Origin of the sequence: Alkalicoccus luteus (assembly GCF_052061695.1) — a bacterium.
Lineage (GTDB): Bacteria > Bacillota > Bacilli > Bacillales > Salisediminibacteriaceae > Alkalicoccus > Alkalicoccus luteus.
This window is the reverse complement of the sequence record NZ_JBPZEY010000001.1, coordinates 47821-60906: the sequence shown is the minus strand read 5'-3', so window position 1 is coordinate 60906 and position 13086 is coordinate 47821. Positions and strand designations below refer to the sequence as shown.

The window sequence follows — 13086 nt, the reverse complement described above, 5'->3', positions numbered from 1 at the left end:
GCTTTTTTCACGCTGCGTTTCCAGCTTTCGGGGGACGGGTAGAGAAGAAGACATGCGTAATGTGAAAAGGGTATTCAAAATGTTTGTGAAACCCTTTACAATAGAAAGAAACGAGACCTGTTTTTTACAGACAGAGAAAAGGGGTTGAAGACCATGACTGTAACGATAAAAGACGTCGCCAAAGCTGCCAGCGTTGCCCCTTCCACCGTATCCCGGGTTATTTCAGACAGTCCCCGCATCAGCGACCGGACGAAAGATAAAGTACGTGAAGCGATGAAGCAGCTCGGCTATCACCCGAACTTCAATGCCCGCAGCCTGGCGAATCAGACGACGAAAACGATCGGCGTCATCATGCCGAACTCCGCAAACAAAACGTTCCAAAATCCGTTCTTCCCGGAGGTTATCCGCGGCATCAGTACGAAGGCGCACCAGCTCGAGTACGGTCTTTACCTCTCGACAGGCCAGTCGGATGAAGAGATATTCGAAGAAGTGCAGCATATGGTACAAGGAAAGCGCGTTGACGGCATTATCCTGCTGTACTCAAAGGTGAATGACAAAGTAATGAAGTATTTACACGAGCAGAACTTTCCGTTTACGCTGATCGGCCGTCCGTATGACGAGACAGTTCGTGGTGTTTCCTACGTGAACAACGACAACTTCAAAGCTGCGAAGACAGTAACGGAATACTTGCTGCTGCTCGGTCACAAGCGGATCGCTTTTGTCGGCGGGAACCTCGATTACGTCGTGACGATCGACCATATGGAAGGCTACCGCCGTGCGTTAAATAACGCTGGTATTGAGGTGTGCGACGATTATATCGTCTTTCACGAGGAGCTGCAGGAAGGCGGACAGGAAGCCGTTATCGACTTGATGAGCCTGAGTGAACGTCCGACAGCACTGATCGTCGCCGATGACATTATGACGTTCGGCGTCATGCGCATGCTGAGCGAAATGGAAGTGAACGTGCCGGACGATATTTCCATTATCAGCTTTAATAACGTCATGATCTCGGAGCTCTCGGCACCGCCAATGACGACGGTGGACATTAACATTTACAGCCTCGGCTACGAAGCAGCGAACCTGCTCATTGATAAAATTCTCCATCCGAACATCGAAGCGCGAAAAATACTCATTCCTCATAAAATGATCAAACGCCAGACGTGCCGCCGACTCATTGAAAGCGCCAAAAAAACCGTGTAGAGCGATGCTCTGCACGGTTTTTTGTTTTTAGGAAGGAGGATGAAAACGAGCATACCGTTGTGCGAAAAAGTGGTCACTCTGGGTTCCCGGTGAAAGTTATCAATCTCTGCGGCAAACGTATTATTTGGCAGCGGAAACGTTTTATTTTCCGGGCCTAGCTTATCATAGCAAGGCGCAATCTTATTACAGGTGTCAACAATCGTTCGCAATAACGAAAAACGTTTCAACCAGCCTCTGAAAGTTATCATTCTCCAACCTGAAGGTATCATTTGCAAAGCGGATAGCTGTATAACAAAAAACAGCTTCCAGATCGCAGCTGGAAAGCTGATCAGGATGAGACTGATGTAAATAAAAGCTGCCGAAAATAACGTCGACCGTCAGCCAGAGCTTGAACGTTTCATGCGTCGTCGACCGCGTAAAAACAAGCAACGTGACAGCGCTGACGAGTAAGTAGAGAAAGACTTTATTGCTCCACTTGCCTGCTTCCTCACCTTACTAGGGATCACGATAATCGGCAATGGAGGGAGTGCGATCCCGAAGCTGCCAACATCGATAAGCAGGGGAGACCCTCCCTGCGAATGAGAATATGGGCAGAATTAAAAAAAGCTTAGCGAGTACACAAACAAAACAACTGGGATGAAAACGAGCATCGCCCCGCCGAACATAGTCGTTACCATCATAATCAGCATGCGGATCAAATCGTACACGGCACCTGCCAAATCCTCTAAAAATGAGAGCATAGGAGAACCTCCTTTTTCATGATCACAGCCAGGTTATCAGCGCCAGTGCAGCAGCGGCGAGCCAGGCGATGGCTGCAAGCGCCGTCGTTTTCGCGAGGCGCTTCGTAAGGTCTGCGCGGATTTCTTCTTCCATGCGGCCTGTGTACCGGTAGGCCTCCGCAAATATAGATGCATTTACGATCAGCGCGCCCATTGCCCCGGCAACGATGACGGTCTGAACGCTGTACGGCCCGTCCGGAAGTCCCCCTGGCCACGTGATGACGATCAGTGCTGCGACACCGGCATAAAGGAGGCCGGCTCTGCGGCGGTTCAGCCGGTATGCAGGACCGGCAAGCTCTTCCCGTTCTTCATGAAGCCGGCGAAACGGAAGATCAGTCATGTGCACGATCGCAGCACCGCCAGCGAGAGCTGTTACAAAGAATCCGGCCAGCGCTGTATCAAGTGTGCCAACGAGTGAGACAAGCACAGCTGCTGCAAGCAGCAAAAGCAGCACAGCGTTCAGCGCCGCCGCATAGGTCAACTGAAGTCGGTTTTCTGTCATTCCTTTGCCCTCCATTAGGATAGCTGGATGAGGTATACACCCATCAAAACAGCTCCGGTAATACCGACACTTCCCAGTATGTAAAAGACAATCATCAGCCCGGATACTTCAGCACCGGCGCCTTCATCATACTGTTTTACTTGCAGGAACGTTGCTACATTCAAAATGGGCGCAATCAGCAGAAATCCGCCTGCCACCCACCAGCTGAAGCTCGTTTGCTCGAGCTGCGTAAAAGCTTGAAACAGTAAAAGCAGCGGAAGTACAACACTGAGCATTCTTTGACTGGAGCGGGTTCTCGCCGCCCGGACAGGATGTGCTTCCTGTTCGTGACGGTCGAGCTCTACTAAAAAAGGAATCGGCACAGCGCTTTTTCCACGGAAAAGCCGGAAAGCCTGGAAAATAAACAAGGCGGCTGCCGCAAACAGAAGGATCGAGATCCCGGGCAGTCCAGCTGCAGAGAGGGCGATATATATCACGATGATGGCGACTAAGAGGGCGTTCATGAACAGGAGCTGTTTTTTTCGTAACGTTTTAATACGGTCAGACATGTCGTTTCTCCTTTTTATCCGGCGTAGACCAAGCCGGCAAGAATAGCGGAACTAATCGTCACACCGGCTGCATAGGGCAGCATCGTTTGAAAAGACAGTTCGGCGCCGCTCCCTTCATCATACCGCTTCATGCGAAGATGTAAAAGCACGTACGTCAGCGGAGCAGCAAGAACAAAAAGGCCGATAAACGGCGAGCTGGTGTCCGTTTCAGATGTCAACTGCTGAACGCCATTTGAAAGCAATAGCACTGCGGAGAGTGGCGAACCGAGCTTCAGCGCCAGCGCGTCCCGCTGCCAGCGGTGGGGCCAGGCTTCTCGTTCATGCTGCTCAAGTTCGATTAAGAAAGGAAGCGGAAACAGTCGAATCGCCGCCATAGCGGACAGAAACTGCAGTATCATGACCCCAGATAACGTAATGAATAACAGAGCGTTTGCTGGAAACCCTCCTAATGTGAAAACAGCGTAAAGACTAACGGTTAACAGAAAGAGAAACGTCGTCAGCTGAATTTGCTTTAAGCGGAGCGATTGCAGTCGTTCCCGAGTCATGTTTCAGCTGCCTCAGCCTTACGATCGAAGCGGCGTACACGTACGTATATCCCAATATTTCCAGCAATGGTACCGGCAATAACCGGGACGAAAGGATCTGCAGAAAGGTTGCTGAGGGGAACAAGCACGCAAATCACAGCCAGCACCGGCATGAAGTATTTCGATCTGTTTTTTTCTTTTTGAACACGCTCGGGATCGACTGCCATTTCATGCGCTTCGAGCTTTTTTTCGTGAGGAAGCAGGGCGAGCGTATTATCGCGCCATAATCGGACGGTGAAGATGAGTAAGAGAACAGCACCTGCAGTAAAAAGGATGGTCAGGCCTGTTTCCTGAAGCACGGCAACGAAGATAAGAGCTGCAATAAAAAAGGCGTTATACAGGGCAAATTGTTTTGTTCGAAGCGAGCGAATGGACATAATCAGCCTCCAGTAGTGAGTATGAATTTATTGTAAGATGACGGTGAAAAGGACAGTGCCCCAAATGAAAACAGCCCCAGGTGTACTCCAGAATAACGCGATTTTAAACTGCTTTTGCTCTGCTTCCTCAAAGCGATCCCATTCAAGCTGGTGACCGAGCACCGATCCTGCAAGCAGGATGATCGCAAAGGTGGAAAAGAATCCCGCATGGCCTAAAAAGAAGACGTAGGAGGCGGAAAAGCCAATCAGTAAAAATAGCGTCCCCAGGCCAATCAGGCCAAGACCTTGCATGAGAGACGTCAGCATCCAGTACACGCCGCCGCGTTCGTGTTTTCGTTGCTCGAGCGGATCCAGATGCGGAAAGCGGATCTTGATCAAGGAAAGGACACCGGCAGCAATGATCAGCAGGGAAAAGGTGAGCCCGGCCGTCGCCGGATCTGTCCAGAGGATGGCCGCGAGCTGAATGACTGCACCAGCGGCCCAGGGAAGAGCTCGTACGATAAACGACTTTGTTTTCGGCGTCATGCATAAGTCTCCCTTCTACAGTCCGGGCACTCCGGTGTTTATAAAAAAGTAATGAATCGCAAACAATGAAATAACCTTCCATTTCGTAAACTTTGGCTTCAGCATCTGATATTCCCAACCGGCGGTTGCCAGATCAATCGGTTTTTTCTCGAAGTGGTAGTAGACGACGAAGGTGAGCAGAACGAGAAGCGTGAAGCCGGTAAACTCAGCCATGGTTACCGTGTAATACGTCCCCGGCTCGGTCAGCCAGCCGACTGTCAGCAGCAAAACAACCCCAAAGGCGCTCAGCCAGGCGTAGCGCTTCTGGCGCGGATTATGCTGTTTTACTGCTTTTGGCCAATCCGGGCCGAGCTTTTGTTTTTCGTAAGCCTCAAGCCTGCGGGAAGCGGCGAGCCATGGTTCACGGGGGCCGCGCTGTATGCGGTAAATGGTGTACGACGTCAGCGCAGCGGCAGATGCAAACAGAAGCAGCTGCAGCGGAATGACGTACGCAAGCAGAGCACTGCCAGCACTGTACGCTACGATCATCCCGGCGTACGCCAGCTTCTCCAGGCGGCGCAGCCGGTATAGCTCATATTTTGATAAGGAATCAGGGTGGGCAGACATACTATGTCCTCCTTCGCGAGATTTCGAATCAGGTAGTCGTTTGATCGACGATTCCAATGACGGTTAAAAGAGCAAATAACACGATAAAAACGATTATGACACCGGTGATGATTTTGTTCTCCTTGTATGCCGTTATCGTATCAGAGCGGTCCAGCTGAAAGCCGCTTACGAAAACGATGGCACCTGTTGAAAGCATTGCTAAAGCGATGAACGAGAGAGAGGCGGGGACAGTCATTGGAAGTGCTATATGATCCAGCTGATATAAAGCGGAAAGCACAAGCGCGAGGCTTAAAGCCCCTTGCAGCATACCTGCTTTCGTGCGCATGTTCTGTCTCCATTCATATAGCGGCCAGCTGTCACCGAGCTTGTCAATTTCATACAGCTGCAGCCTGCGAATCGACGAAAACCGGGAAAGCGAAACGTCTTTTGTTTTCCAATGATACGTCCGCCATCCAATAAATACCGTAACAGCGATAAATAGGACAATCTGAAGGGAAAACACGAGTTGTAGGGCAAGCAGCACCCCCATTACAATTCCCGATATGAAACTTTTAATGACGACTTCTTTCAAGCGCAGGACGCGTCGTTCAGTTTGGGTCACGATGGATCAGCCTCATTTACTAAAAAATCACGATATCGAATTGCTCAACAACGCCAAAGACAGCGAGGATGAAAAAGAAGTAAACGATTAGGTTTGCAACATCTGCAGACTGCTGGTGATCCTTATATTCTTCAATCGATTCAGTTTTGTCGACAGCGGCGTAGTGAAAGGCGTTCGTGAGCACCATCAATGCTGTCACCATCAGTACAGTCACGAAGCCGCCGGCAAAGCCGAAGCGAATCGGTTCATCTACTGGTAGCTGCGTGATGCCGGCCCACGTAATCGCGAACGATACGGCTATATAGAGCCTCGTAGACAGGCGGCGATTTTTCTGAACGCTTTTATACGCCGGCCATTCTGTTCCTAGTTTTGCCCATTCGTACTGCTGGGCCCGCCGGAAAAGAGACAGCCGGGAACTCGGAACCTCTTTTCGGGACAAACGAAAAGTCGTTAGGATAATCCCGATGAGCAGGATCGAGGCTGTAGCGTAACGAATGGTCAGCTCCGCCTGTTCAATGACTACTAACGTAACGGCGAGCAGGACCGCCGTGCTGCAGGCGATCACACTCAGCTGCTTGATGCGAAGTTTGCGAATGGAAGACACGTCTGACACCTCCGGAACCATTAGAGCGCTGATACAATGAATGAAAGAATCGTAAATAGAGCAAAGAGATTCAGGCCTGCGGCGAATCGAATCAGGACCCGGCGCTGCTGAAAATGAGCCGGACTATTGGCCCCGTCTACTGCTGCGATATGCGTAAGCTTATGCAGGTTCATCGTGAAAGCCAGCACACCCGCAGCGGTAATGACGGCTCCGAGCGGTACAGGGAGCGCCGAATCCGGCGCTAAACCAGCTGCGGCGACAGCAGCTGCTGTGAAGATGGCAAGCGGATATTGATTCGGCCGCGGTGTCAGATCAACAGCTTCTTTCTCATAGCGCTCCATCTCTTTCTTCAAAGGAAACGGGATGAGTTCCCGCACAAGAACGAAAGCACCGGCTGCGGCAGAAAAGGCGAACAGCAGCTGCAACGACAGCCCTAGTCGTTCAATAAGGAGAACCGCTCCGGTAAGTGCTGGTAGCAGCACCAGATTAAAAACGAGCATCTGCTTCGTTCGCAGTTTAACGAGTGCTGACATGAACATCCCTCACTAACGGTTCTGTAATGATATCGTAACATAAGATAATCGGTATTTTTTTCCTCTTATAGGAAGTCAGAACGGAAGTCACACGACAGATGAACCAGTTGTACATGTGTATATAAGATGAAAGAAGCTGATTTCATTTCCATTTCAGGATATCATAGCTAATATTGACATTATTCAGACAGTTTCATATACTAGAAAAATGTTACATAGTTTGGTAGAAAAAATAAAATAATCTTTCAGGGGAGGAAGACAGCATGAAGAAGTACGCAGGGCTATTAGTCGGGACGTTGATTCTGGCCGGCTGTGCCGGAGAACCGGAGAACACGAATGATCCGGCAGAAAACACTGATGCTGAAAACAATGTGGAAGCCGCAGAAGGAAACGAAGAAGGAGATGGCGAGCGGGTGGAGGACGATTACCTGCAGATTGGGGTGCAGACAGACCCGGTAGCGCTTGATCCGCACGGAGCAAATGAGAACGTCGCAAACGCGATTAACTCCTCGGTGTACGACCGTCTTGTTTACGTAGACGAAGACCTCGAAATCGCACCAGGACTCGCGGAAGAGTTTGAACAGCTGGATGAGACGACGTGGGAGTTTAAAATTCGCGAAGGCATCACGTTTCATGACGGGGAAGAGCTGAACGCCGAGGTCGTGCAAATGAACTTCGAGCGGATTCTCGATGAAGATATCGGATCTCCTGTCGCCTTCATTTTTGACATGATTGAAGAGGTAGAAGTCATCGATGATTATACGGTACAGATGACGACGGACGTTCCGTTTGCGCCGCTTCCGTCCCACCTGGCGCATCCTGGCGGCGGAATTGTGAGCCCGGCTTTAATCGAGGCTTCCTATGAAGAAATGGAGGAAGGCGGCTCGCCGTTTAACGCGGCGAATACGCAGGCAGCAGGCACCGGATACTTCCAGCTGGAAGACTATAACTCCGGGGAATACGTCACCTTCAGTCGGAATGAAGACTACTGGAACGGCGAGGCAAATGTCGAAGGTGTCACGTTCCGAATTATTCCGGAGCCGCTGACGCGTATTGGCGAACTGGAAACTGGCGGTATTGATATTTCCGTACCAGTCGTTCCTTCTGACATCGGCCGGGTGGAGCAGGCTGATGGCGTCAACCTGAATGAGCAGCCGAGCTCTATGCTCGCCTATCTCGGCTTTAACACAGACGTTGAGCCGTTTAACGACCCGGAAGTACGACGAGCCATTCACATGGCACTCAACAAGGACGATATCATTGAAGGCGTGCTGAACGGCACCGGTATTAAAGCAGACGGACCGATTGCACCGGAAGTGTTCGGAGCGTCGGAAAACCTGGACGCGCTGGAATACGACCCAGAAGAAGCGGAGCAGATGCTGCGGGATGCCGGCGTGGAGGAAGGCTTTGAAGTAAGTCTTCTCACAAGTGAATCCCAGGATTCTATCGATGCCGCAGAATTGATTCAGGCGCAGCTGAGCGTACTTGGTATCGACGTTTCGATCGAATCGTATGAAATCGGAACATATCTCGAAATGGCTGGCGACGGGGATACCGAAATGTTCTACGGCACGTGGGGCACGGTGACAATGGATGCAGACTACGGCCTCTATGGACCGTTCCATTCCAGTAACGCCGGACCACCGGGTAACCGTTCTTTCATTGAAAATGACGAGCTCGACTCTCTGCTCGAAGCTGGTCGTGAAGCACAGACGGAGGAAGAGCGACTGGAAATTTATGAAGAAGCACAGAACCTGCTCATTGAAGAATCTCCATACGCATTCCTTTACTACCCAAGCTCGATCTCGGCTGTGACAGACGATGTCGAAGGCTTCTGGCAGTATCCATCCGGTTATTACTACCTGAAGGATGTTGAGCTGAACCGCTAAAAAACGAACCGCTCCTCTCATATGAGGAGCGGTTTCTTAATGAAAAGCGAAGAGGGGCCAGTGATCAGTAAAAGGAACGCTGCGTATCATTTCCGATATGCTTTTTATGCGAAGTAGGACTGCTGTACATTGGCTGGAAACCCTGCTAAGCTGAGGGAAACGGAGATAAAGGAGCCCTGCCAATGGGAGATCTATTCGGAAACCTGCAGAGCCTGCTGATCCCGGTCCTTCTGATTGCGATGTTTCTCGTTTACGCAAGCACCGCATCAAAGCGGAACGATCACATGCGTGACGTGGAACGACGGGCAAAGGAAGCAGAAGAAAAAGATAAGCACCGTCACGACTAAACCAGAGTCCTGGAATCAAGGGGAACTCTGGTTTTTTTACAGTTGAAACGCAGCGGGATACCGAATGGTGCCTGACTGAAGCGTTCCTGGTTCAAGCTCCATGGCCATCAACGCCTCATCAGGTACATCAAACGGAGCGCGGACGCCAAATCCGGAGGCCGGCTGAAAGCCAAACCGCGGGTAATAGTCGGGATGTCCAAGCACGATCACAGAAGGATATCCGGCCGATGCAGCGCGCTGAAGGGCATCATGTATTAAAGCACTGCCAATGCCGCGCCCCTGAAGCTCCGGCAGCACGGAAACAGGGGCCAGGGCCAGTGACGGGATCCGCGTTTGATCCGTTTGCTCAATGTCGATTCGGGAAAGCATAATATGACCGGCAATGGTTCCGTTTAGGAAAGCCGAAAGGGCAAGCTCCGGTATATAAGCCTCGGACTGGCGAATGCGTTTCACCAGTTCATGCTCAGTCTGATCACTCACTTCTTCTTTTTGAAACGCCTCTGCAATCACGTTTTCGATTGTTTCCATATCTGCGCGAGTTTCTTGCCTGATCTGTATATCCACCTGTACATCCTCCTTTTTTTATCCAGCATAGCACAGATGCAATCAACTCAGTTGACACGTCAGGGAAGCTTTTCTATACTAATAAAAGTCCATAAAGCCGATATAGTTTGTCGGTTTAGAGTGAGAAGGGGGAAATGAACGTGAAAAAGTATGCAGCACTGATGATTGGTGTCGGTTTGCTGGCCGCTTGTGCAGGGGAGCCGGAGGAAGGGTTAAACAACGGGAATAACGGTGAAGAGCCGTCAAATAATAACGAAGCACCGGAAGCAGAGGGGGAGCGGATTGAGGAGGACTACCTGCAGGTTGGTGTGGCATCTGACCCGGTAGCACTGGATCCGCACGGTGCGAACGAGAACGTATCCAATTCAATTAACGCGACAATTTACGACCGCCTCGTTTTTATGAATGAAGACCTGGAGCTGGAACCGTGGCTCGCGGAAAGCTATGAGCAGGTTGAGGATACGGTGTGGGAATTTGAGATCCGTGAAGGCGTGACGTTTCATGACGGCGAAGAGCTGGACGCTGAAATCGTAAAAATGAATTTTGACCGGATTTTAGATGAGGATATCGCATCACCGGTCTCGTTTATTTTCAGCATGATTGAAGAAGTGGAAGTAGTCGATGAGTATACGGTACGCATGCATACGGATGCGCCGTTCGCGGCGCTCCCGTCTCATTTGGCGCATCCTGGCGGCGGCATTGTCAGCCCCAACATGATCGAAGCTTCCTACGAAGAACTGGAGGCAGGCGGCAACCCATTTGACGTGGCTGATGAGGAAGCCGCAGGCACTGGCTATTTCCAGCTGGAAGACTACGTATCCGGCGATTATGTGACCCTCGCAAGAAATGACGACTATTGGGAAGAGCCTGCAAATGTCGAAGGTGTTTCCTTCCAGGTGGTACCGGAAAGCCTGACGCGGATCGGCGAGCTGGAAACGGGTGGTCTTGACGTCATTTATCCGGTAAATCCACAGGATATGCAACGACTTGAAGAAGCAGAAGGCGTTGGTACGTATGAGCAAAACAGTGTCCGCATGGCTTATCTCGGCTTCAATACAGAAGCGGAGCCATTTGATGATGCTGATGTGCGCCGCGCCATTTACATGGCACTGAATAAAGAGGACATCGTAGAAGGCGTGCTTGACGGTGCCGGCATCACAGCAGAAGGTCCGCTGGCACCTGACGTGTTCGGCTATTCTGACAGCATTGAAGCTCCGGCATACGACCCGGAACAAGCACAGCAGCTGCTTGAAGAAGCTGGCTACGGCGACGGGCTGGAAGTCACGCTCGTCACAAACGATGACCGGGAAAACGAAGACGCCGCGGCCTTGATACAGGCACAGCTTTCACAGATCGGCGTTGACGTATCGATTGAGTCGTATGAGCAGGGCACCTACCTGGAGCTTGCCGGACAGGGAGACACAGAGCTGTTTCTCGGCAGCTGGGGGACGGTAACGCTTGACGCGGACTACGGCATGTACGCTCTTTATCACTCGAGCAATGCCGGTACGTCCGGAAACAGGGCCTTTTACGAAAACGATGAAATCGATGCGCTCTTAACAGAAGCACGTCAGGAAAGCGACGAGGACGCCCGCTTTGCGCTTTATGAAGAAGCTCAGGAGATTCTTGCAGATGAACTTCCTTACGGCTATTTATATTACCCGGATCTTGTAACGGGACTCTCCGACGATGTAGAAGGGTATTTCCAGTATCCGGCAAGCTTCTACTACTTGCGTGATGTGGAATTAAACCGCTGATCGTTTACAGGAGACACTAATCAGCGTTAAAATAAGCAGAGAATGAGCGAGAAGGAGTGAAGCCGATGAGCTACGAACAGGACGGCATTAAGCAGGTTGATAAAGAGGAACTGAAGCAGATCCTGGAGCAGAAAAGCCCGAATCAGATCGTCATCGATGTACGAGAGCCGGAAGAGTATACGAAGCGCCACATTCCCGGCGTACCTCTTCTCCCGATGATGTCGATTCCAGAGCTTGCGGACGGGATTGATAAAGAAAAAGAGTATGTGTTCGTCTGCCGCAGCGGCAACCGCTCGCAGAAGGTTTCCTTGTTTTTAAAAGGACAGGGCTACGAGAACGTCGCAAACTATGAAGGCGGCATGCTGGAGTGGGACGGCGATGAAGCAGACGGTGACGAAGTACACTTGCAGTCCGTGGACGAACTAAAAAGCTGGAAAAACAGCTGAATCGGGTTTGATGAGCAGCCTTTCGCATGAGCGGGAGGCTGCTTTTTTAAGAGAATTCAGAACGTACGTTCTCCTGTATAAAAGCTGAACATGGGTGTACAAATGTTTTACAAAAAACAGCAGATCATGGTATACTTAGTCTACTTATTGAGGGTGCCGAACTAAAAGGCAGACGAGGAGGCGGATTCGTGGATATTAGACAGATCGAATCACTTTATCAAAGCGGAGAGTACGAATTGAAGTTGAATATTGACGAATCTGCCAGCGGTTCTCCGCTATTCTACGTGCATTTAATCCCGATTGAAGAAGGAAGGCCGAAAAAACTGTACATAACGGAAAAGGAAACTGTCTATAAAGCAGTTCAGCATATTGTCAGACGCTCGAAACGAGGGCTGACTGACTGAGGCAGAAAACCAGCGAGGCAGAAGCCATTCTGGTTTTTTGAGTTTCTTAGAGATGAAATGTCCATGATAAACTATTTTCAAAATTATAAGGTTTTGAACATAATTTTTTTGTCAAAATAAGCTTACTTTCGCTACTATTTAGATTATTGTCTAAATAGTAGCATGGAGGAGGATTAATGGATGCAGTTAGACCGGCTGGAGGCGTTCCATAAAGCGTTAGGGGATAAAAATCGTTTACGAATCATCGCCATACTTCAACATGGCGCCAAAGCAGGCAGCGATCTGGCTGAACAGCTATTCTTAAAGCATGCGACGGTGTCTCATCATCTTCACAAATTAAAAGATATTGGTCTTGTATATCAGCGGCGCGACCGAAACACGATTTACTATCATCTTCATGAAAAGCGCTTAAAGGATATGTCTTCGGCGGTTACGTTAATCGGCTTACGAGCTGATACAGATTTGGTCGCAGATAAGAATGAAAAAACTTCTGTGCTGGACAATTTTGTTCAGTGTGATGGAACAATTAAAGCTTTACCAGCTAAACAAAAGAAGCGGCTTATCGTATTGGCATACGTAGCAGAAACACTTACGGAAGCAACCTATTCCGAATCCGAAATGAACGAGGAGCTCCTTAAATTTCACTCGGATACTGCTACTCTAAGACGTGAATTAATCATGAATCATTTCTTCTATCGTGAGAAAAATTATTACGAACGTAACCCAAGAGAGATGTGGATGACAGAAAGCCGGTAATAATCGGCTTTTTTTAAAAAAACTATTTAGATAATCATCTAAATAGAAGGAGCTGGTCGTCAAC

General features: G+C 49.9%; 18 protein-coding genes. 7 read left to right on the top strand and 11 right to left on the bottom strand.

Annotation, left to right across the window (positions count from 1 at the left end; translation table 11 throughout):
* The first annotated feature begins 153 nt into the window (after nucleotides 1–153).
* Complete coding sequence (locus tag ACSZLD_RS00375) at nucleotides 154–1200, top strand: LacI family DNA-binding transcriptional regulator (RefSeq protein ID WP_444683923.1); 1047 nt, start codon at nucleotides 154–156, stop codon at nucleotides 1198–1200.
* A gap of 596 nt (nucleotides 1201–1796) precedes the next feature.
* On the opposite strand, the gene ACSZLD_RS00370 is transcribed toward ACSZLD_RS00375, so the two are convergent.
* The 10 genes from ACSZLD_RS00370 to ACSZLD_RS00325 are packed head-to-tail and all read right to left on the bottom strand — an operon-like array spanning nucleotide 1797 to nucleotide 6859.
* A complete protein-coding gene (locus ACSZLD_RS00370; RefSeq protein WP_444683922.1) occupies nucleotides 1797–1940 on the bottom strand; it encodes a hypothetical protein in 144 nt (47 codons plus the stop codon).
* A 22-nt stretch (nucleotides 1941–1962) separates the two neighbouring features.
* On the bottom strand, nucleotides 1963–2481 hold the full coding sequence (locus tag ACSZLD_RS00365) for a hypothetical protein (RefSeq protein ID WP_444683921.1): 519 nt from the start codon (nucleotides 2479–2481) through the stop codon (nucleotides 1963–1965).
* Between the two features lie 14 nt (nucleotides 2482–2495).
* Complete coding sequence (locus tag ACSZLD_RS00360) at nucleotides 2496–3029, bottom strand: hypothetical protein (RefSeq protein ID WP_444683920.1); 534 nt, start codon at nucleotides 3027–3029, stop codon at nucleotides 2496–2498.
* Between the two features lie 14 nt (nucleotides 3030–3043).
* Nucleotides 3044–3574: a hypothetical protein gene (locus tag ACSZLD_RS00355; protein ID WP_444683919.1), complete on the bottom strand. Its 531-nt coding sequence runs from the start codon at nucleotides 3572–3574 to the stop codon at nucleotides 3044–3046.
* Nucleotides 3571–3990: a hypothetical protein gene (locus ACSZLD_RS00350; protein WP_444683918.1), complete on the bottom strand. Its 420-nt coding sequence runs from the start codon at nucleotides 3988–3990 to the stop codon at nucleotides 3571–3573. Before ACSZLD_RS00350 ends, ACSZLD_RS00355 begins: the two co-directional genes overlap by 4 nt.
* A 27-nt stretch (nucleotides 3991–4017) precedes the next feature.
* Entirely contained in the window at nucleotides 4018–4515 is a 498-nt protein-coding gene (locus ACSZLD_RS00345) for a hypothetical protein (RefSeq protein WP_444683917.1), read from the bottom strand.
* Nucleotides 4516–4530: 15 nt separating this feature from the next.
* Nucleotides 4531–5121, bottom strand: coding sequence for a hypothetical protein (locus ACSZLD_RS00340; protein WP_444683916.1), 591 nt, complete (start codon nucleotides 5119–5121; stop codon nucleotides 4531–4533).
* A gap of 28 nt (nucleotides 5122–5149) precedes the next feature.
* On the bottom strand, nucleotides 5150–5722 hold the full coding sequence (locus tag ACSZLD_RS00335) for a hypothetical protein (protein WP_444683915.1): 573 nt from the start codon (nucleotides 5720–5722) through the stop codon (nucleotides 5150–5152).
* 19 nt (nucleotides 5723–5741) lie between these two features.
* Nucleotides 5742–6326: a hypothetical protein gene (locus tag ACSZLD_RS00330; RefSeq protein WP_444683914.1), complete on the bottom strand. Its 585-nt coding sequence runs from the start codon at nucleotides 6324–6326 to the stop codon at nucleotides 5742–5744.
* 20 nt (nucleotides 6327–6346) lie between these two features.
* The gene (locus ACSZLD_RS00325) at nucleotides 6347–6859 is read right to left on the bottom strand and encodes a hypothetical protein (RefSeq protein ID WP_444683913.1); all 513 of its coding nucleotides are present in this window, start codon (nucleotides 6857–6859) and stop codon (nucleotides 6347–6349) included.
* Nucleotides 6860–7122: 263 nt separating this feature from the next.
* On the opposite strand from ACSZLD_RS00325, the gene ACSZLD_RS00320 reads away from it, so the two are divergent.
* Both ACSZLD_RS00320 and ACSZLD_RS00315 read left to right on the top strand, forming a co-directional pair.
* The gene (locus tag ACSZLD_RS00320) at nucleotides 7123–8748 is read left to right on the top strand and encodes a glutathione ABC transporter substrate-binding protein (RefSeq protein ID WP_444683912.1); all 1626 of its coding nucleotides are present in this window, start codon (nucleotides 7123–7125) and stop codon (nucleotides 8746–8748) included.
* A 182-nt stretch (nucleotides 8749–8930) separates the two neighbouring features.
* A complete protein-coding gene (locus ACSZLD_RS00315; protein WP_444683911.1) occupies nucleotides 8931–9095 on the top strand; it encodes a hypothetical protein in 165 nt (54 codons plus the stop codon).
* A gap of 36 nt (nucleotides 9096–9131) precedes the next feature.
* On the opposite strand, the gene ACSZLD_RS00310 is transcribed toward ACSZLD_RS00315, so the two are convergent.
* The gene (locus tag ACSZLD_RS00310) at nucleotides 9132–9659 is read right to left on the bottom strand and encodes a GNAT family N-acetyltransferase (RefSeq protein WP_444683910.1); all 528 of its coding nucleotides are present in this window, start codon (nucleotides 9657–9659) and stop codon (nucleotides 9132–9134) included.
* A gap of 140 nt (nucleotides 9660–9799) precedes the next feature.
* Between ACSZLD_RS00310 and ACSZLD_RS00305 the strand changes: the two genes are divergently transcribed.
* From ACSZLD_RS00305 to ACSZLD_RS00290, 4 genes are all read left to right on the top strand, one after another.
* Nucleotides 9800–11416 (top strand): glutathione ABC transporter substrate-binding protein, encoded by a 1617-nt coding sequence (locus tag ACSZLD_RS00305; RefSeq protein WP_444683909.1) that lies wholly within the window; start codon nucleotides 9800–9802, stop codon nucleotides 11414–11416.
* A 65-nt stretch (nucleotides 11417–11481) separates the two neighbouring features.
* Nucleotides 11482–11862: a rhodanese-like domain-containing protein gene (locus tag ACSZLD_RS00300; protein WP_168005126.1), complete on the top strand. Its 381-nt coding sequence runs from the start codon at nucleotides 11482–11484 to the stop codon at nucleotides 11860–11862.
* Between the two features lie 188 nt (nucleotides 11863–12050).
* Complete coding sequence (locus ACSZLD_RS00295) at nucleotides 12051–12266, top strand: hypothetical protein (RefSeq protein ID WP_377909957.1); 216 nt, start codon at nucleotides 12051–12053, stop codon at nucleotides 12264–12266.
* Between the two features lie 180 nt (nucleotides 12267–12446).
* On the top strand, nucleotides 12447–13022 hold the full coding sequence (locus ACSZLD_RS00290; protein ID WP_444683908.1) for a DUF2087 domain-containing protein: 576 nt from the start codon (nucleotides 12447–12449) through the stop codon (nucleotides 13020–13022).
* Nucleotides 13023–13086: the final 64 nt, after the last annotated feature.

Excerpts from the sequence above, each read along its gene's own strand:
- ACSZLD_RS00375 (WP_444683923.1), top strand. The coding sequence starts at position 154 with ATGACTGTAACGATAAAAGACGTCGCCAAAGCTGCCAGCGTTGCCCCT.
- ACSZLD_RS00370 (WP_444683922.1), bottom strand. The coding sequence starts at position 1,940 with ATGCTCTCATTTTTAGAGGATTTGGCAGGTGCCGTGTACGATTTGATC.
- ACSZLD_RS00365 (WP_444683921.1), bottom strand. The coding sequence starts at position 2,481 with ATGACAGAAAACCGACTTCAGTTGACCTATGCGGCGGCGCTGAACGCT.
- ACSZLD_RS00360 (WP_444683920.1), bottom strand. The coding sequence starts at position 3,029 with ATGTCTGACCGTATTAAAACGTTACGAAAAAAACAGCTCCTGTTCATG.
- ACSZLD_RS00355 (WP_444683919.1), bottom strand. The coding sequence starts at position 3,574 with ATGACTCGGGAACGACTGCAATCGCTCCGCTTAAAGCAAATTCAGCTG.
- ACSZLD_RS00350 (WP_444683918.1), bottom strand. The coding sequence starts at position 3,990 with ATGTCCATTCGCTCGCTTCGAACAAAACAATTTGCCCTGTATAACGCC.
- ACSZLD_RS00345 (WP_444683917.1), bottom strand. The coding sequence starts at position 4,515 with ATGACGCCGAAAACAAAGTCGTTTATCGTACGAGCTCTTCCCTGGGCC.
- ACSZLD_RS00340 (WP_444683916.1), bottom strand. The coding sequence starts at position 5,121 with ATGTCTGCCCACCCTGATTCCTTATCAAAATATGAGCTATACCGGCTG.
- ACSZLD_RS00325 (WP_444683913.1), bottom strand. The coding sequence starts at position 6,859 with ATGTCAGCACTCGTTAAACTGCGAACGAAGCAGATGCTCGTTTTTAAT.
- ACSZLD_RS00320 (WP_444683912.1), top strand. The coding sequence starts at position 7,123 with ATGAAGAAGTACGCAGGGCTATTAGTCGGGACGTTGATTCTGGCCGGC.
- ACSZLD_RS00315 (WP_444683911.1), top strand. The coding sequence starts at position 8,931 with ATGGGAGATCTATTCGGAAACCTGCAGAGCCTGCTGATCCCGGTCCTT.
- ACSZLD_RS00300 (WP_168005126.1), top strand. The coding sequence starts at position 11,482 with ATGAGCTACGAACAGGACGGCATTAAGCAGGTTGATAAAGAGGAACTG.
- ACSZLD_RS00290 (WP_444683908.1), top strand. The coding sequence starts at position 12,447 with ATGCAGTTAGACCGGCTGGAGGCGTTCCATAAAGCGTTAGGGGATAAA.